Here is an 18,120-nt window from a genome sequence, read left to right on the forward strand (position 1 = left end):
GCTTTCGGTCAACGTAAAGAATGAAGCCAGCTTCTCGTTTCTTTGAAACAGACTGGATCAGACTTCGTCAGGGCTGCGCAGATTGGTGACTGCGATTCGCTGTTCGCGGCGCTGTTCCTTTTGCGAAGGCATGTCGGCGCGATAAACGCCTTGGTCGCCAACGACCCAGGAAAGCGGACGACGCTCCTGTCCAATCGATTCCTGCAACAGCATCAAGCCTTGAAGGAATGCTTCTGGACGAGGCGGGCAGCCAGGTACGTAGACGTCCACGGGCAGGAACTTGTCCACCCCTTGAACCACGGAGTAGATGTCGTACATGCCACCGGAGTTGGCGCACGAACCCATGGAGATAACCCACTTAGGCTCGAGCATCTGCTCGTAGAGACGCTGAATGATCGGCGCCATCTTGATGAAGCAGGTACCGGCGATAACCATGAAGTCGGCCTGACGCGGTGATGCCCGGATTACTTCGGCGCCAAAGCGCGCGATGTCGTGGGGCGCCGTGAAGGCGGTGGTCATTTCCACGTAGCAGCACGAAAGGCCGAAGTTGTACGGCCACAGGGAGTTTTTACGCCCCCAGTTGACCGCGCCACTCAGCACGTCTTCGAGCTTGCCCATGAAAATGTTTTTGTGGACTTGATCCTCTAACGGATCGGAAACGGTTTCCCGTTCGCCGATCGGATATTGCTCGTTAGGAGCATCGGGGTCGATTCTGGTGAGATTGTATTGCATTGCCAAAGCCTCATTGTTTCAGCTTCGCCTGCCGCTTGCGACGAGCTTCCGGAGCCCAGTCAAGGGCGCCCACTCGGAACAGGTAGACAAGACCTGCCAACAGAATTGCTATGAAAACGAGAGCTTCGACGAATCCGGTCCAGCCGCTTTCGCGGACGGACACAGACCATGCAAAGAGAAAGAGGGCTTCGATATCGAAGATCACGAACAGCATCGCGACCAGATAGAATTTGGCTGAGAGCCGCAAGCGGGCGCCACCTGTAGGTAGCATGCCGGACTCGAACGGTTCGTTTTTGCTGCGGCCCCAGGCTTTTGACCCGAGGAGGCTGGAGACGCCAAGCATGAAGGCACACAGGCCGACGACACCCAGAAGGAAAATGGCAAAGCCCCAGTTGTGGGCCATGAGTCCTGTCGCTTCGGGCATGCTGGTAATCCTTAACAGAGAGCAAAGGTCTCTGAGCTTGATAAAGAAATAGGCAGTGACGATATGTCGCAGCAATCAATCGCGCTGATTTTATGGCTAAACACCCGGCAAGTAAAATTCCTATAGCGAAATTATTTATTGGAATAAGGACATAGCGCACCTCCACTGCCCTGTAGCCCGTGCGTGGCGGGCATTAGCCGGGTTTCGATGAATTATGTTTTGTAGGAAATGTAACGAACATAGTTGCTGCTAAATGATAATTAATATCGTTTGGAGTGGTTTTGTAACTGTCTAGCGGTGCAGTAATCAGGAAGTTGTCTTATATGCCCGTTACTGCAAGTAGCGGTGGCGCCAGTTTTAGCTGATTTTTCTGACGTGTGTACCGCTCTGGATCAATGTTTTTGTCCGGGCGACGTCGATCCCTGTAGGAGTGAGCCTGCTCGCGATAGCGGTTTGTCAGCTAGCACATGCATTGACTGACCCACCGCTATCGCGAGCAGGCTCACTCCTACAGGGGGGGGTGTGGTGTTTGGGGAATAGGTGGGTAAAAAAAACGCCCCGAACCAGTCGGGGCGTCAGTCTTGCGGCTTTGCGGTTAGCTTTCTATACGATCCGCAAAGGCCGTTTGCTCAGCGAAGCCGAATCAGTGGAACTGTTCTTCTTCGGTCGAACCGGTCAGCGCGGTTACCGAGGACGAGCCGCCCTGGATCACGGTGGTCATGTCGTCAAAGTAGCCGGTGCCCACTTCCTGCTGGTGAGCCACGAAGGTGTAACCCTTGGCGGCGTCAGCGAATTCCTGCTCCTGCAGCTTCACGTAAGCGGTCATGTCGTTGCGGGCGTAGTCGTGCGCCAGGTTGAACATGCTGTGCCACATGTTGTGAATGCCGGCCAGGGTGATGAACTGGTGCTTGTAGCCCATGGCGGACAGTTCGCGCTGGAACTTGGCGATGGTCGCGTCGTCCAGGTTTTTCTTCCAGTTGAAGGAAGGCGAGCAGTTGTACGACAGCAGTTGGTCCGGGTATTCCTTCTTGATCGCTTCAGCGAAGCGACGGGCTTCTTCCAGATCCGGCTTGGCGGTTTCGCACCAGATCAGGTCAGCGTAAGGCGCGTAAGCCAGGCCACGGGCGATTGCCTGGTCCAGACCGGCACGTACCTTGTAGAAGCCTTCCTGAGTACGTTCGCCAGTCACGAACGGCTGGTCGTACGGGTCGCAGTCCGAAGTCAGCAGGTCAGCGGCGTTGGCGTCGGTGCGGGCCAGGATGATGGTCGGCGTACCGGCAACGTCTGCAGCCAAGCGAGCAGCGGTCAGCTTCTGTACCGCTTCCTGAGTCGGAACCAGTACCTTGCCGCCCATGTGGCCGCATTTCTTAACGGAAGCCAGTTGGTCTTCGAAGTGCACGCCGGCGGCGCCTGCTTCGATCATGCTCTTCATCAGCTCGTAGGCGTTCAGTACGCCGCCGAAACCGGCTTCGGCGTCAGCCACGATTGGCGCGAAGTAGTCGATGTAGCCTTCGTCGCCCGGGTTCTTGCCGGCTTTCCACTGGATCTGGTCGGCACGACGGAACGAGTTGTTGATGCGCTTGACCACGGTTGGCACCGAGTCCACCGGGTACAGCGACTGGTCCGGGTACATCGATTCTGCGGAGTTGTTGTCCGCAGCCACCTGCCAGCCCGACAGGTAGATCGCCTGGATACCGGCCTTGACCTGCTGAACAGCCTGGCCACCGGTCAGGGCGCCCATGCAGTTGACGAAATCTTTCTCTGGGCGGAAGGACGGCTTGGCACCCTGGGTCACCAGGTTCCACAGCTTCTCGGCGCCCATTTTCGCAAAGGTGTGCTCAGGTTGAACCGAGCCACGCAGACGGACGACGTCAGCAGCGGAGTAAGTGCGAGTCACGCCTTTCCAGCGCGGGTTTTCAGCCCAGTCTTTTTCAAGGGCTGCAATTTGCTGTTCGCGTGTCAGTGCCATGGAGATAAACCTCGTCGCGTCTTTATGAAAAGTTGTTCTGCGGTGGAAAATTCCTGCGCTCGCTGACCAGAAGCTTAGGTGGTCAAGTCGGGTTCGGCGGGGTAGGCGACGGGATGAACGATGGGCTCGAGGGGAAGTGAGCAGGTAGTGGCGGACTGCGGGGCGCATGCGGGCGTCGTGGGCCTTTATACGGTCTGCAGCGTGAAGCCGGGTTACCTAATTACGCTTCCGTCCCTCGGGACAACTTCGTTCCAGTCGGCAACCTCGTCAAACACACCTTGTGGGCGGTACAGACACGAAGCGGTTCGCGGGGTAGGTGCGAACATCGCTTCGAAGGCCCTTGCCAGGGCCTCTGATTAGCGGGAGCGAGGCCATCATGCCTTCGCTTTTTTGGCTCGTCAAACGTTTTGTAGTGCTTTTTTTCAAGCACTACATCTTTCGTCTAATACGACTAATCAGTCAGTTTTCGGTGCTTTAGTCCAGGGCGTCGACTTTCACCCGTAACGTCATGTCATCCCGGCCTTGAGTCGAGTAGCTGCGGCTTTGGCTCTGTTTGTCGGCCTGGGTCTCACGGTTTATGCCGGCGAGGGTGATCCATTCGCCCAAGCGTCCGCTGACCGTTGTGTCGGTACTTTGCACGTTCACTACATCGGGACGTTCCTGGCTCATGCGGTCACGGTTGGTACTGATTGCCAGGTGAACGATGTCGCCGGTGACGCTAGCCGTGACATAGAAACCCTGGGTGACGTTGCGGTATTGGGTCTGGCTGCTGTAATCGCCGTAAGAGTTGCTCTGGCTGCTGGTGATCGGCACGCTCTGGCCGACCTGGATCAGCGCCGGCGCGCCCTCGCTGGCCTGAATCTGCTGGATGCCTCCGTCACGGCTGGCGGTGCTGTAATTGATGATCCGGGTTTGTTGGTCGCCGGTGTTCTGCTGGTTGTTTTCGTTGGTGTCGACGGTGATCAGCAGGCGCTTGGGCGCAGTGTCGAGCTGGGTGATCAGTGCTTTGACTTCCTGAATCTTGTCCGGCTCGGCCTTGATGATCAGTTGGTTGCCATAGGCGCTGACCTGGCCGTCCTTGCCGATAAAGTCTTGCGCCATCGGCAACATGTCGGTGCTGGTGCGGTACTTGAGAGGTACGATTTCTGTGGCTGCCATCACCGACAGGCTGCAGCCGAGCAGCAGGGTGGTGAGCAGGGTGCGTAGGGACATGTCCGTTATCTCCGCTTTCGAAAGACTTGATATTGCCAGTTTGTCGGCCCGGGGTGGGGCAAGTTGAATCGTAGACAGCAAAACGCCCCGGCATCCGAAGATGGCGGGGCGTTTTGTGATGTGCTCAAGGGCCTTTGTGGTGAGGGGACTCATCCCCGATGGGGCGCGGAGCGGCCCCAAAAAACCTTGGGCCTGCTTCGCAGTCCATCGGGGATAAATCCCCTCACCACAGGGTCTCCAAAGATCACAAGATCTTTGCCGATCAGGCCGAATGCCGAACCATATCGACATGCGGAATCCCGGCTTCGAGGAATTCCTCGCTGACCAGGCTGAAGCCCAGGCGCTCATAGAACGCCGTGGCCTGCACTTGCGCGCTGAGCATCTGCTCTTTCAGGCCACGGGCTTCGGCTTCGGCGATCACCGCTTGCATCAGCGCATCGCCCACCTTCATCCCGCGCCAGTCCTTCAGTACCGACACCCGGCCAATGTGCCCGTCGGGCAGCAGGCGGGCGGTGCCGATCGGAAAGTCGCCTTCGAACGCCAGAAAATGCACGGCGGTCGCGTCATCGGCGTCCCATTCAAGCTCGGGTGGCACCGATTGTTCGGCGATGAACACCGTTTCACGAATGCGCCGGATCTCGGCGTTGTCCTTTTGCCAGTCTGCGACACGTACGCGAATCTTATTCATCGGCAAATCCCAGGCTGCCCTGTTTGACCAGCTCGCACAGCAGGCCGCGACCGTCTTCGTCGTTCAGCCATTCGCCGAGGTTGTCGACGTGCAGCGCATCGGCGGCGCAGATCATCTTCAGCAGCTCGCGCAGCTTGCCCGGCAAGTAACGGCTCTGGCCGCTGGCGAACAGCAGCAGATCGTCATCGACTTCCGACCAGGCCAGGCGTGCACTCGGGTTGCGGATCAGCACCGCGCCGTCCTGCAGAGCGTTGAGGAAGTCGTCTTCTTCAACGTCTTCCGGGCCAACCACCAGTTCCGGGTAGCGCGGCTCGGTCATGTACTGGCCGAACCAGGTCAGCAGCAGGCGCTCGTCGCTCATGTGCTCGGCGAGCAGGCTTTTCAGGCGGCCGAGTGCGTCGTGATGGATCTGATGCGGATCATCGCTGACCGGTTTTGCATCGGCATCGGTGTAGCGCTCTTCGTCAGTCAGGAACTGGCTGAGGAAATCGGTGAAGTGAGTCAGCACTTCCGAGGCGCTCGGGGCACGGAAGCCGACCGAGTAGGTCATGCAGTTGTCGACGGCGACACCGCAATGGGCCAGACGCGGCGGCAGGTAGAGCATGTCGCCCGGCTCCAACACCCACTCTTCGGTCTCGTGGAATTCGGCGAGGATGCGCAGGTCCGCGTGTTGCAGCAGCGGGCTCTCGGAGTCGCACATCTGGCCGATCTTCCAGTTGCGCTGGCCGTGGCCTTGCAGCAGGAACACGTCGTAGTTGTCGAAGTGCGGACCGACGCTGCCACCCGGGGCGGCGAAGCTGATCATCACGTCGTCGACGCGCCAGCTCGGCAGGAAGCGGAAGTTTTCCAGCAGTTCGCTGACTTCCGGAACGAATTGATCAACGGCCTGAACGAGCAGAGTCCACTCTTTTTCCGGCAGTTTGCTGAATTCGTCTTCGGCGAACGGGCCGCGACGCAGCTCCCAAGGACGCTCGCCGTGCTCGATCACCAGGCGCGACTCGACCTCTTCTTCCAGGGCCAGGCCGGCCAGTTCGTCGGCGTCGATCGGGCTTTCGAAGTCAGGGATGGCCTGACGGATCAGCAGTGGCTTTTTCTGCCAGTAATCGCGCATGAATTCGCGCGCCGTAAGACCGCCCAGAAGTTGAAGAGGAGTATCAGGATTCATGTGTAACCTATTGAAAAAAATCATTTTTCAGACGGGAATAAAAACGCCCGGCGCGGCCGGGCGTCTCAAACGGGTCAAGCGGTGAATCAGATCCGTTTTGCTTGCGCTACAGCGTTGCCGATGTAGTTGGCCGGGGTCAGCTGTTTCAGCTCGGCTTTCGCTTCGGCTGGCATGTCCAGGCCGTCGATGAAAGTCTGCAGCGCTTCAGGGCTGATGCCCTTGCCGCGGGTCAGTTCTTTCAGCTTCTCGTACGGGTTTTCGATGTTGTAGCGGCGCATCACGGTCTGGATCGGCTCAGCCAATACTTCCCAGCAAGCGTCGAGGTCAGCGGCAATCTTCTGCTCGTTGAGCTCCAGTTTGCTGATGCCTTTGAGGCTGGCTTCGTAGGCGATCACGCTGTGAGCGAAGCCCACGCCGAGGTTGCGCAATACGGTGGAGTCGGTCAGGTCGCGCTGCCAGCGGGAGATCGGCAGTTTGCTCGCCAGGTGCTGGAACAGTGCGTTGGCGATGCCCAGGTTGCCTTCGGAGTTTTCGAAGTCGATCGGGTTGACCTTGTGCGGCATGGTCGAGGAACCGATTTCGCCGGCGATGGTGCGCTGCTTGAAGTAACCCAGGGAGATGTAGCCCCAGATGTCACGGTCGAAGTCGATCAGGATGGTGTTGAAGCGCGCGATCGCGTCGAACAGCTCGGCGATGTAGTCGTGCGGTTCGATCTGCGTGGTGTATGGGTTGAAACCCAGGCCCAGTTCGTCTTCGATGAAGGCGCGGGCGTTGGCTTCCCAGTCGATCTGCGGGTAAGCCGACAGGTGCGCATTGTAGTTGCCTACGGCGCCGTTGATCTTGCCCAGCAGCGGCACGGCAGCGATTTGAGCGATCTGACGCTCGAGACGGTAAACCACGTTCGCCAGCTCTTTACCCAAGGTAGTCGGGGAGGCCGGTTGACCGTGGGTGCGCGACAGCATCGGCACGTCGGCGAAACGGATCGCCAGTTCACGGATCGCGTTGGCGGTCTGGCGCATCAGCGGCAGCATCACGTCGTCACGGCCTTCGCGCAGCATCAGGGCGTGGGACAGGTTGTTGATGTCTTCGCTGGTGCAGGCAAAGTGGATGAACTCGCTGACCTTGGCCAGCTCCGGCAGTTTGGCCGCCTGCTCCTTGAGCAGGTATTCGATCGCCTTGACGTCGTGGTTGGTGGTGCGCTCGATCTCTTTGACGCGCTCGGCGTGTTCCAGCGAGAAGTTTTCAGCCAGTTCATTGAGAACGGCGTTGGCCTCGGCGGAGAAGGCTGGCACTTCCGGGATACCGGCGTGGGCGGCCAGGCGCTGGAGCCAGCGCACTTCAACCAGGACGCGGGCACGGATCAGGCCGTACTCGCTGAAAATCGGGCGCAGGGCCTGGGTTTTGCCGGCGTAGCGGCCGTCAACAGGGGAAACCGCAGTGAGCGAAGAGAGCTGCATGGGGTGTTCTCGGACAGTCGGGCAACGAAATGGGGCGCGTATCATACATGAAAAAATCCGCCGGTCCGTTGCCAACTGACCGGCGTATTACGCGCTACAGACTACAAAGCTTTTATGGCGCGACGATTTACTCGCTACGCATCAACGGATACAGCTCTTTGAGCAGCTTGCGCCGGCTGATCACCAACTGCCAGCGGTGGCCGCCGAGCTGTCGCCACAGGCGTGCCGAACGGATGCCGGCCAGCAGCAGGGCGCGGATTTTCGAGGCGTTGCTCGGTTGCTGCAGGTTGCGCATGTCGCCATGCACCTGAATCCGCTGGCGCAGGGTGCTCAGGGTGTCCTGATACAGCGCGCCGCAAGCAGCAATCACGTTTTCGTGAGCCGGGCCGAAGTGTTCGACCTGCGACTGGATCTGCGGCAGGCGCTTGCCTATGGTGTCGAGCATGTCGTCACGCTTGGCCAATTGACGTTCGAGGCCGAGCATCGACAGGGCATAGCGCAGCGGCTCGCGCTGCAGGGTGCTCGGGTCGCGCTCCAGAGCGCCGATCAATGCCCGATAACCTTCGCGCAGATTGAGGTCGTCGCCGCCGTACACATCCAGAGTGTCCTTCGGGTCGCGTACCAGCAGGCTGCCGAGCATGCAGCTCAGGCCGGCCTCGCTGGTCTGGCCGGTCTTGGCGATGCGGTCGACCAGCACGGCGGCGAGAAACACCCCGCCCAGCGCCGTCAGTTGCTCCTGAGTCGGGCTCATGCCTGGCCGCTCCACGGCTCGGCGACTTCGATCACGCCGCCACCGAGGCAGATTTCACCGTCGTAGAACACCACGGACTGGCCCGGGGTCACCGCACGCTGCGGTTCGTCGAACACGGCGCGGTAGCCAGTGGCGGTTTTTTCCAGGGTGCAGGCCTGATCGCTCTGGCGATAACGCACTTTGGCGGTCAGGCGCAGCGGCTGGCTCAGGTCGATCGGGTTGACCCAATAGATTTCCGAAGCGAGCAGGGCGCTGGAAAACAGCCACGGATGGTTGTTGCCCTGGCCGACGATCAGCTCGTTGGTGTCCAGATCCTTGCGCAGCACGTACCACGGCTCGTCGCCGGCGTCTTTCAGGCCGCCAATGCCCAGGCCCTGACGCTGACCGATGGTGTGGTACATCAAGCCGTGGTGACGGCCGATGACTTCGCCTTCGGTGGTCTTGATCTCACCCGGTTGCGCCGGCAGGTATTGCTTGAGGAAATCGCTGAAACGACGCTCGCCGATAAAGCAGATCCCGGTGGAATCCTTCTTCTTGGCGGTCGCCAGCTCGTATTTCTCGGCAATGGCGCGCACTTCGGGCTTTTCCAGTTCACCGACCGGGAACAGGGTCTTGGCGATCTGTTCGCCGCCGACGGCGTGCAGGAAGTAGCTCTGGTCCTTGTTCGGGTCGAGGCCCTTGAGCAGTTCGGTGCGGCCATCGATGTCACGACGGCGCACGTAGTGGCCGGTGGCGATCAGGTCGGCGCCCAGCATCATGGCGTAGTCGAGGAACGCCTTGAACTTGATCTCGCGGTTGCACAGGATGTCCGGGTTCGGCGTGCGCCCGGCCTTGTATTCGGCGAGGAAGTGCTCGAACACGTTGTCCCAGTACTCGGCGGCGAAGTTGGCGGTGTGCAGCTTGATGCCGATCTTGTCGCACACGGCCTGGGCATCCGCCAGGTCGTCCATGGCGGTGCAGTATTCCGTTCCGTCGTCTTCTTCCCAGTTCTTCATGAACAGGCCTTCCACCTCGTAACCCTGCTCGATCAGCAGGAGAGCGGAAACGGAAGAGTCCACGCCGCCGGACATGCCGACAATGACGCGCTTCTTGGATGTGTCAGAAGGGGCTGGATCACGCATAGGGATTCAATGAGTGTCTTGAAAAAGGACGCGATTCTAGCAGGCTCACGGCCTCAAGGCTAAAGAGAAGGGCGGATCAGTTCGAGACTGAAGTGATGGCCGGCCAGATAATCGTCGATGCAGCGGATGATCAGCTCGCTGCGCCAGTTGTCGCGCTGAGCGATTAATTCGCTGCGGGTCAACCACTTGGCGCCGACGATGCCGTCGTCCAATTGATAGTCCGGGTGATGTTTCACCGCTTTGGCGCTGAAGCACACGCGTTGATACGTCACGCCGTTGCTCGGCGCGGTATACAGATAAATGCCGATCACGCCGGTGGGTTCGACGTCCCAGCCGGTTTCCTCGAGGGTTTCGCGGATGGCGGCGTCGATCAGGGTTTCGTTCGGGTCGAGATGGCCGGCCGGCTGATTGAGCACATTACGCCCGGCCTTGTGCTCTTCGACCATCAGGAAGCGGCCGTTGTCTTCGACGATGGTGGCGACGGTGATGTGGGGGAGCCATTCCATAAATCTTCCTCAATCTATTGGTTAAACCCCAATCCCTGTGGGAGCGAGCTTGCTCGCGAAAGCGGCGGGTCAGTCAATGAAGATGTTGAATGATAAACCGCATTCGCGAGCAAGCTCGCTCCCACAAAGGGGGGGATCCTGAAAACACAAACCCCGGCACACGGCCGGGGTTTGTGATGTTCCCTTTACAAGCTTAAACCAGCGCAGCAATCGCCGCGTTGAAGGTTGCGCTTGGGCGCATGGCCTTGCTGATCAGCTCGGCGTCGGCGTGGTAGTAACCGCCGATGTCCACTGGCTTGCCCTGCACGGCGTTGAGTTCGGCAACGATGGTCGCCTCGTTCTCGGTCAGGGTTTTGGCCAGGGTCGCGAACTGCGCTTGCAGTGCCGCGTCTTCGGTCTGGGCGGCCAGGGCCTGAGCCCAGTACAGCGCCAGGTAGAAGTGGCTGCCGCGGTTGTCGATGTTGCCGACTTTGCGCGATGGCGACTTGTTGTTGTCGAGGAACTGGCCGGTGGCCTGATCCAGGGTTTTCGACAGAACCAGCGCTTTCGGGTTGTTGTAGTTCACACCCAAATGCTCGAGGGACGCTGCCAGCGCGAGGAATTCGCCCAGCGAATCCCAGCGCAGGAAGTTCTCTTCAACCAGTTGCTGCACGTGCTTCGGCGCCGAACCGCCGGCGCCGGTTTCGAACAGACCACCGCCGTTCATCAGCGGCACGATCGACAGCATCTTGGCGCTGGTGCCCAGTTCCATGATCGGGAACAGGTCGGTCAGGTAGTCGCGCAGTACGTTGCCGGTCACCGAAATGGTGTCCTTGCCTTCGCGGGTGCGCTGCAGGGTGTACTTCATGGCATCGACCGGCGCCATGATCTGGATGTCCAGACCGCTGGTGTCGTGATCCTTCAGGTAAGCCTGAACCTTCTCGATCACTACGCCGTCGTGGGCGCGCATCGGGTCCAGCCAGAAGATCGCCGGGGTGCTGCTGGCGCGAGCACGGTTGACGGCCAGTTTGACCCAGTCCTGGATCGGCGCGTCTTTGGTCTGGCACATGCGGAAGATGTCGCCGGCTTCTACAGCCTGTTCCATCAGCAGGTTGCCCTTGCTGTCGGTGACGCGAACCACGCCGTCAGCCTTGATCTGGAAGGTCTTGTCGTGCGAGCCGTACTCTTCGGCTTTCTTCGCCATCAGGCCAACGTTTGGCACGCTGCCCATGGTGGTCGGATCGAACGCGCCATTGGCTTTGCAATCTTCGATCACAGCCTGGTAGATGGTTGCGTAGCAACGATCCGGGATCACAGCCTTGGTGTCGTGTAGCTGACCGTCGGTGCCCCACATCTTGCCGGAGTCGCGGATCATTGCTGGCATCGAGGCGTCGACGATGACGTCGCTCGGCACGTGCAGGTTGGTGATGCCTTTGTCGGAGTTGACCATCGCCAGCGACGGACGCGCGGCGTAGACCGCTGCGATGTCAGCTTCGATCTGTGCTTGCTGCTCGGCCGGCAGGGCCTTGATGCGCGCGTACAGGTCGCCGATGCCGTTGTTCAGGTTGAAGCCGATCTGGGCCAGCACGTCAGCGTGCTTGGTCAGGGCGTCTTTATAGAACTCGGCAACGATCTGGCCGAACATGATCGGGTCGGAGACCTTCATCATGGTTGCTTTCAGGTGCACCGAGAGCAGCACGCCTTGCGCTTTGGCGCTGTCGATTTCAGCAGCGATGAACGCGCGCAGGGCGTTTTTGCTCATCACGGCGCAGTCGAGGATCTCGCCGGCCTGAACGCTGGTTTTTTCTTTCAGGACAGTGGCGGTGCCGTCTTTGGCGATCAGCTCGATTTTCACAGCGTCAGCGGCGTCGATCAGGGCGGCTTTTTCGCTGCCGTAGAAATCGCCGGTGCTCATGTGAGCCACGTGGGACTTGGAGTCTTTGGCCCAGGCGCCCATTTTGTGCGGGTGCTTGCGCGCGTAGTTCTTGACCGACAGCGGAGCGCGGCGGTCGGAGTTGCCTTCACGCAGAACCGGGTTCACGGCGCTGCCCTTGACCTTGTCGTAACGCGCCTTGGCTTCTTTTTCGGCGTCGTTGGTCACGGTTTCCGGGTAGTCCGGCAGGTTGTAACCCTGGGCTTGCAGTTCTTTGATCGCTGCTTGCAGCTGAGGCACCGAAGCACTGATGTTCGGCAGCTTGATGATGTTGGCTTCAGGCGTAACGGCCAGGTCGCCCAGTTCGGCGAGGTGGTCGGCTACGGCTTTGTCGCCCAGTTGCTCGGGGAAGCTGGCCAGGATGCGTGCTGCAAGAGAGATATCGCGGGTTTCCACGGCGATATCGGCCGAGGCGGTGTAAGCCTCGATGATCGGCAGCAGGGAATAGGTGGCGAGGGCTGGAGCTTCGTCGGTGAAGGTATAGATGATCTTCGAGCGGGTGGGCATATTCGGATTAACTCTCTCTTCTTTGCTAAAGCGTGCGCAGAAACTCGAGGGGCGCCGGGTAAGCGCGTTCGTTCAAAGTCATCCATGAACCGAATGTCGAGATTCTTCGCGGTGATGTTGGGTGCATCAGTAGAGCGTCAAGCAGTCGGACTGCGGTAACAACCCGACCAATCAGGCGGAAAGTCTCGTGCTAGAGAGGCCAGCCGTCGTGACCCTTTGGTCAGCGGGCGGCATTATACATAGGTAGCTGGCAATCTGCCGATGGTTCATATGCAACGATTCTCGTCCATTGGTCTAAAGGTCGCAGGGGCGGGTGGGGCGTAGAGTCGCTGCGAATGCTTGAGTTTGGCGCTTTTCCCTTTGCTTTCAGGCTTGTACGAAACCAGATGTGCCCGCGCCGTGAACAGAGGGTTTGCGTGTTGATTTAACTGGGTTACGCTCGAACCAAGCCAGATGTTCAATCCAAACAATGGAGTTCAGCATGGGTTACAAGAAGATTCAGGTTCCAGCCGTCGGCGACAAAATCACCGTCAATGCAGACCATTCTCTCAATGTTCCTGATAACCCGATCATCCCCTTCATCGAAGGTGACGGCATTGGCGTCGACGTCAGCCCGGTGATGATCAAAGTGGTTGATGCTGCCGTGGCCAAGGCCTACGGGGGCAAGCGCAAGATTTCCTGGATGGAGGTTTATGCTGGCGAAAAAGCGACTCAGGTCTATGACCAGGACACCTGGCTGCCCCAGGAAACCCTGGACGCCGTCAAAGATTACGTGGTCTCTATCAAAGGCCCGCTGACCACCCCGGTCGGTGGTGGCATCCGCTCCCTCAACGTCGCCCTGCGCCAGCAACTCGATCTTTATGTGTGCCTGCGTCCCGTGGTGTGGTTCGAAGGTGTGCCGAGCCCCGTGAAAAAGCCTGGCGACGTCGACATGGTGATCTTCCGCGAGAACTCCGAAGACATTTATGCCGGTATCGAATGGAAGGCCGGCTCCCCTGAGGCCACCAAGGTCATCAAGTTTCTGAAAGAAGAAATGGGCGTCACCAAGATCCGTTTCGACCAGGATTGCGGTATCGGCATCAAACCTGTTTCCAGGGAAGGCACCAAGCGTCTGGTGCGCAAGGCCCTGCAATACGTGGTGGACAACGACCGCAAGTCGCTGACCATCGTGCACAAGGGCAACATCATGAAATTCACCGAAGGTGCCTTCAAGGACTGGGGCTACGAGGTGGCGAAGGAAGAATTCGGCGCCGAACTGCTCGATGGCGGCCCATGGATGAAGTTCAAGAACCCGAAAACCGGCCGTGAAGTCATCGTCAAGGACGCCATTGCCGACGCCATGCTCCAGCAGATCCTGCTGCGTCCGGCCGAGTACGACGTGATCGCCACGCTGAACCTCAACGGCGACTACCTCTCCGACGCCCTGGCGGCGGAAGTGGGCGGTATCGGTATCGCGCCGGGCGCCAACCTGTCCGACACCGTGGCCATGTTCGAGGCGACCCACGGTACCGCGCCGAAGTACGCCGGCAAGGACCAGGTCAACCCGGGCTCGGTGATCCTGTCGGCCGAGATGATGTTGCGTCATCTGGGCTGGACCGAAGCGGCTGACCTGATTATCAAGGGCACCAACGGCGCCATCAAGGCCAAGACCGTGACCTATGACTTCGAGCGTCTGATGGAAGGTGCCACGCTGGTGTCTTCTTCGGGCTTCGGTGAGGCGATCATCAAGCACATGTAAGCCATGCAGGTACAAAAAAAACCGCCTTCGGGCGGTTTTTTCATGACCGGGTGACGGTTGAGTCAGCCTGATACCGTTTCTGTATGAGGGGCATGCGTAGCCGCTTCGCCTGCCACGGTTGCCGCTTTGATCTTTACCGCGTGCAGGCCTTTGGGCCCCTGGACGATGTCGAAACTGACGACCTGCCCGGCCTTGAGAGTTTTATACCCGTCCATCTCAATGGCCGAATAATGCGCAAAGAAATCGACCTCTTTGCCGTCCTCGTCACGTCCTTCCCGGGCATCGGTATTGATGAAGCCGAATCCCTTGGCATTGTTGAACCACTTGACCTTGCCGACAGCCATGCTCAAATCCCTCTGCAACAGACTCCATCGCTGGAGTATCATCCAGGACATCCGCAATCTAATCCGTTAAAAGGATTGACTCCGCGGATCTTTTTTACCCACTGTGGGCTCTATTGGTTGTAACACCGTTTTCCCGATAGTCAAGGTGACCGGGCAGTCGGAGTTGAAAAGGTGTACAGCCGCCCCCACCACTGTATTTGCACAACTGACGAACCTTTCTTTCCATGCATGCAATCAGCCAGATTCGACTAACATTCAATCAGGATCGCCCGCTTCTCCAAAAGGATCATCCAGAGGAGCACGACGACGATTCGGCAGGCGTTGCTGTTCAGGAAGCAAAGCCTGCGTTACAGGCGCCGCCGATGTACAAGGTGGTTTTGTTCAATGATGACTACACACCGATGGATTTCGTCGTCGAAGTGCTCGAGGTGTTTTTTAACCTGAATCGCGAGCTGGCGACCAAGGTCATGCTGGCCGTTCACACAGAAGGACGGGCAGTATGTGGAGTGTTTACCCGCGACATCGCCGAGACAAAGGCCATGCAGGTCAACCAGTACGCCAGGGAAAGCCAGCATCCGCTACTCTGTGAAATCGAGAAGGACGGTTAATCGCCGACCACTTGGGTATGAGGTGAAGCTATGTTAAACCGCGAGCTCGAAGTCACCCTCAATCTTGCCTTCAAGGAGGCTCGTTCGAAGCGTCATGAATTCATGACCGTCGAACACCTGCTGCTGGCCCTATTGGACAATGAGGCTGCCGCCACCGTATTGCGTGCCTGCGGCGCAAACCTCGACAAACTCAAGCACGACCTGCAGGAGTTCATCGACTCCACCACGCCACTGATCCCCGTCCATGACGAAGATCGCGAAACCCAGCCAACCCTGGGCTTCCAGCGTGTACTGCAACGTGCTGTCTTCCATGTGCAGAGCTCGGGCAAACGCGAAGTAACCGGCGCCAACGTGCTGGTTGCAATCTTCAGTGAGCAAGAGAGTCAGGCCGTATTCCTGCTGAAACAGCAGAGCGTTGCGCGCATTGATGTCGTCAATTACATCGCCCACGGCATTTCCAAAGTGCCAGGGCACGGCGATCACTCTGAAGGTGAACAAGATATGCAGGACGACGAGGGCGGTGAGTCTTCTTCTTCAGGCAATCCGCTGGATGCTTATGCCAGCAATCTCAACGAACTCGCGCGCCAGGGCCGGATCGATCCGCTGGTCGGCCGCGAATCGGAAGTCGAGCGTGTCGCGCAGATTCTCGCGCGCCGGCGCAAGAACAATCCGCTGCTGGTGGGCGAGGCAGGCGTGGGTAAAACTGCAATTGCCGAAGGCTTGGCCAAGCGCATTGTCGACAACCAGGTGCCGGATCTGCTGGCCAACAGCGTCGTCTATTCGCTCGACCTCGGCGCTCTGCTCGCAGGCACCAAGTATCGCGGTGATTTCGAGAAGCGCTTCAAGGCGTTGCTCAATGAACTGAAAAAACGTCCGCAGGCGATCCTGTTCATCGACGAGATCCACACCATCATCGGTGCGGGCGCTGCGTCCGGTGGTGTGATGGATGCCTCGAACCTGCTCAAGCCGCTGCTGTCGTCTGGCGACATTCGCTGCATCGGCTCGACCACGTTCCAGGAATTCCGTGGCATCTTCGAGAAGGATCGTGCGCTGGCACGACGCTTCCAGAAGGTCGATGTCGTCGAGCCGTCGGTGGAAGACACCATCGGTATCCTGCGCGGCCTGAAAGGGCGTTTCGAACAGCACCACAACATCGAATACAGCGATGAGTCGTTGCGCGCCGCTGCTGAACTGGCATCGCGCTACATCAATGACCGGCATATGCCGGACAAGGCCATCGACGTAATCGACGAAGCGGGTGCCTACCAGCGCCTGCAACCGGTCGAAATGCGCGTCAAGCGCATCGAAGTGCCGCAGGTTGAAGACATCGTGGCGAAGATTGCGCGGATTCCGCCGAAACACGTCACCAGCTCCGACAAGGAACTGCTGCGCAACCTGGAGCGTGACCTGAAGCTGACGGTATTTGGTCAGGATGCGGCGATCGATTCGCTGTCCACCGCGATCAAGCTGTCCCGTGCCGGGCTCAAGTCGCCTGACAAGCCAGTCGGTTCGTTCCTGTTCGCCGGTCCTACTGGTGTCGGTAAAACCGAGGCGGCGCGGCAACTGGCCAAGGCGTTGGGTATCGAACTGGTGCGCTTCGACATGTCCGAGTACATGGAGCGCCACACCGTATCGCGTCTGATCGGTGCGCCTCCAGGCTATGTCGGTTTTGATCAGGGCGGTCTGTTGACCGAGGCGATCACCAAGCAGCCGCACTGCGTGTTGCTGCTCGATGAAATCGAGAAGGCGCATCCGGAAGTCTTCAACCTGCTGCTGCAGGTAATGGACCACGGCACGCTCACCGATAACAACGGGCGCAAGGCGGATTTCCGCAACGTGATCGTGATCATGACCACCAACGCCGGTGCCGAAACCGCGGCGCGGGCTTCGATCGGTTTCACTCATCAGGACCACTCGTCCGATGCGATGGAAGTGATCAAGAAGAGCTTCACGCCGGAGTTCCGTAACCGTCTGGACACCATTATCCAGTTTGGTCGCCTCAGCCATGAGGTCATCAAAAGCGTGGTGGACAAGTTCCTTACCGAACTGCAGGCGCAGCTGGAAGACAAGCGTGTGTTGCTGGAGGTTACCGATGCGGCGCGCAGTTGGCTGGCGGCCGGTGGTTATGACTCGGCGATGGGCGCACGTCCGATGGCGCGTCTGATCCAGGACAAGATCAAGCGTCCGCTGGCGGAGGAGATTCTGTTTGGCGAACTGGCCGAGCATGGCGGTGTGGTGCACATCGACATCAAGGATGGTGAGCTGACGTTTGACTTCGAGACTACGGCGGAGATGGCCTGACGGTTGTTGGTCTGTTGTAAAGCAAAAGGCGCCTTCGGGCGCCTTTTTTGTTGTCTTATGGTTTTGGGTGTATATCCGTTGCTGCGGGTGTAGCTGATTAGGGTTCCGCCCTTACGGCGGGTCACTTTTGGCAAACGCCCGGAATGCCGGCCCAGCCAAAAGTAACCAAAAGGTCTGTGCCCTGACGTTCGGCCCTCGCCTAGGCTCGGGTTCCTTCGCTGCGGGATTCATCCGGGGGGCAGCGCCTACGGTTTGCTTCGCTGCACCTCCTCTCGCTGTGTTTGGCTGCGCCAAACGGTCGCTACGCTCCCACCCCCGGATAAACCCCTCCACTCAGCCTGCCGACGGGCCTTGAGATCAAAAGCGGTACTCGAGCTAACGCTCATTGTGTTGAGTGGGGCGGCTTCGCCGCATGGGGTGCACGCAATCTGTACTGTAGGAGCCAGCCTGCTGGCGATGGCGGCCTACGAGCCGACCAGTCTCTAACTCAATTCACTCAGTCCAAATGTGGGAGCTGGCTTGCCAGCGATGGCGGCCTGTCAGCCGACCAATTTCTTAATGAATGTACCCAATCCCATGTAGGAACTGCCGAAGGCTGTGATCTTTTGATCTGCTTTGGCTCTGGCTCCGGTTTTTGATGTGGCTTTTGATCTTCAGCCCCTTCGGCAGGCCGAGCGAAGGTGTC

Annotated in this window: 15 protein-coding genes; 3 read left to right on the plus strand and 12 right to left on the minus strand. The window is 58.9% G+C overall.

What is annotated here, in order from left to right; translation table 11 throughout:
- Positions 1–57: 57 nt before the first annotated feature.
- The 11 genes from PMI25_RS24675 to PMI25_RS24725 form a co-directional block, all read right to left on the minus strand.
- Positions 58–732 (minus strand): NuoB/complex I 20 kDa subunit family protein, encoded by a 675-nt coding sequence (locus tag PMI25_RS24675; protein ID WP_003223809.1) that lies wholly within the window; start codon positions 730–732, stop codon positions 58–60.
- Between the two features lie 10 nt (positions 733–742).
- Positions 743–1,156 carry an NADH-quinone oxidoreductase subunit A gene (locus tag PMI25_RS24680; RefSeq protein ID WP_003223812.1) on the minus strand — a complete coding sequence of 138 codons (414 nt, stop codon included), beginning with the start codon at positions 1,154–1,156 and terminating at the stop codon, positions 743–745.
- A gap of 643 nt (positions 1,157–1,799) precedes the next feature.
- Positions 1,800–3,125, minus strand: a complete 1,326-nt coding sequence (gene aceA, locus PMI25_RS24685) for an isocitrate lyase (RefSeq protein WP_003223815.1) — start codon at positions 3,123–3,125, stop codon at positions 1,800–1,802.
- Positions 3,126–3,599: 474 nt separating this feature from the next.
- Positions 3,600–4,337, minus strand: coding sequence for a secretin N-terminal domain-containing protein (locus tag PMI25_RS24690; RefSeq protein ID WP_007964850.1), 738 nt, complete (start codon positions 4,335–4,337; stop codon positions 3,600–3,602).
- A gap of 262 nt (positions 4,338–4,599) precedes the next feature.
- Positions 4,600–5,025, minus strand: a complete 426-nt coding sequence (locus PMI25_RS24695) for a GNAT family N-acetyltransferase (RefSeq protein ID WP_007964849.1) — start codon at positions 5,023–5,025, stop codon at positions 4,600–4,602.
- Positions 5,018–6,190: a ribosomal protein uL16 3-hydroxylase gene (locus PMI25_RS24700; RefSeq protein WP_007964848.1), complete on the minus strand. Its 1,173-nt coding sequence runs from the start codon at positions 6,188–6,190 to the stop codon at positions 5,018–5,020. The genes PMI25_RS24695 and PMI25_RS24700 overlap by 8 nt, the downstream gene beginning before the upstream one ends.
- Positions 6,191–6,276: 86 nt before the next feature.
- Positions 6,277–7,647 carry an adenylosuccinate lyase gene (purB, locus tag PMI25_RS24705; RefSeq protein WP_007964847.1) on the minus strand — a complete coding sequence of 457 codons (1,371 nt, stop codon included), beginning with the start codon at positions 7,645–7,647 and terminating at the stop codon, positions 6,277–6,279.
- 127 nt (positions 7,648–7,774) lie between these two features.
- Positions 7,775–8,398, minus strand: coding sequence for a high frequency lysogenization protein HflD (gene hflD, locus PMI25_RS24710; RefSeq protein ID WP_003223824.1), 624 nt, complete (start codon positions 8,396–8,398; stop codon positions 7,775–7,777).
- Positions 8,395–9,519, minus strand: coding sequence for a tRNA 2-thiouridine(34) synthase MnmA (gene mnmA / locus PMI25_RS24715; protein ID WP_007951446.1), 1,125 nt, complete (start codon positions 9,517–9,519; stop codon positions 8,395–8,397). The genes hflD and mnmA overlap by 4 nt, the downstream gene beginning before the upstream one ends.
- Before the next feature lie 59 nt (positions 9,520–9,578).
- Positions 9,579–10,025, minus strand: coding sequence for an NUDIX hydrolase (locus PMI25_RS24720; protein WP_007964846.1), 447 nt, complete (start codon positions 10,023–10,025; stop codon positions 9,579–9,581).
- Positions 10,026–10,218: 193 nt separating this feature from the next.
- Positions 10,219–12,444, minus strand: coding sequence for an NADP-dependent isocitrate dehydrogenase (locus tag PMI25_RS24725; protein WP_007964845.1), 2,226 nt, complete (start codon positions 12,442–12,444; stop codon positions 10,219–10,221).
- A gap of 481 nt (positions 12,445–12,925) precedes the next feature.
- Here PMI25_RS24725 and icd point away from each other — a divergent pair, with 481 nt between their 5' ends.
- A complete protein-coding gene (icd, locus tag PMI25_RS24730) occupies positions 12,926–14,182 on the plus strand; it encodes an NADP-dependent isocitrate dehydrogenase (RefSeq protein ID WP_007964844.1) in 1,257 nt (418 codons plus the stop codon).
- 62 nt (positions 14,183–14,244) lie between these two features.
- On the opposite strand, the gene PMI25_RS24735 is transcribed toward icd, so the two are convergent.
- Entirely contained in the window at positions 14,245–14,526 is a 282-nt protein-coding gene (locus tag PMI25_RS24735) for a cold shock domain-containing protein (RefSeq protein ID WP_007964843.1), read from the minus strand.
- A gap of 224 nt (positions 14,527–14,750) precedes the next feature.
- Here PMI25_RS24735 and clpS point away from each other — a divergent pair, with 224 nt between their 5' ends.
- Both clpS and clpA read left to right on the plus strand, forming a co-directional pair.
- Positions 14,751–15,134, plus strand: coding sequence for an ATP-dependent Clp protease adapter ClpS (gene clpS / locus PMI25_RS24740; RefSeq protein WP_027614670.1), 384 nt, complete (start codon positions 14,751–14,753; stop codon positions 15,132–15,134).
- 30 nt (positions 15,135–15,164) lie between these two features.
- Entirely contained in the window at positions 15,165–17,435 is a 2,271-nt protein-coding gene (clpA, locus tag PMI25_RS24745) for an ATP-dependent Clp protease ATP-binding subunit ClpA (protein WP_007964841.1), read from the plus strand.
- Positions 17,436–18,120: the final 685 nt, after the last annotated feature.

It is taken from the genome of Pseudomonas sp. GM30 (genome assembly GCF_000282275.2).
GTDB lineage: Bacteria > Pseudomonadota > Gammaproteobacteria > Pseudomonadales > Pseudomonadaceae > Aquipseudomonas.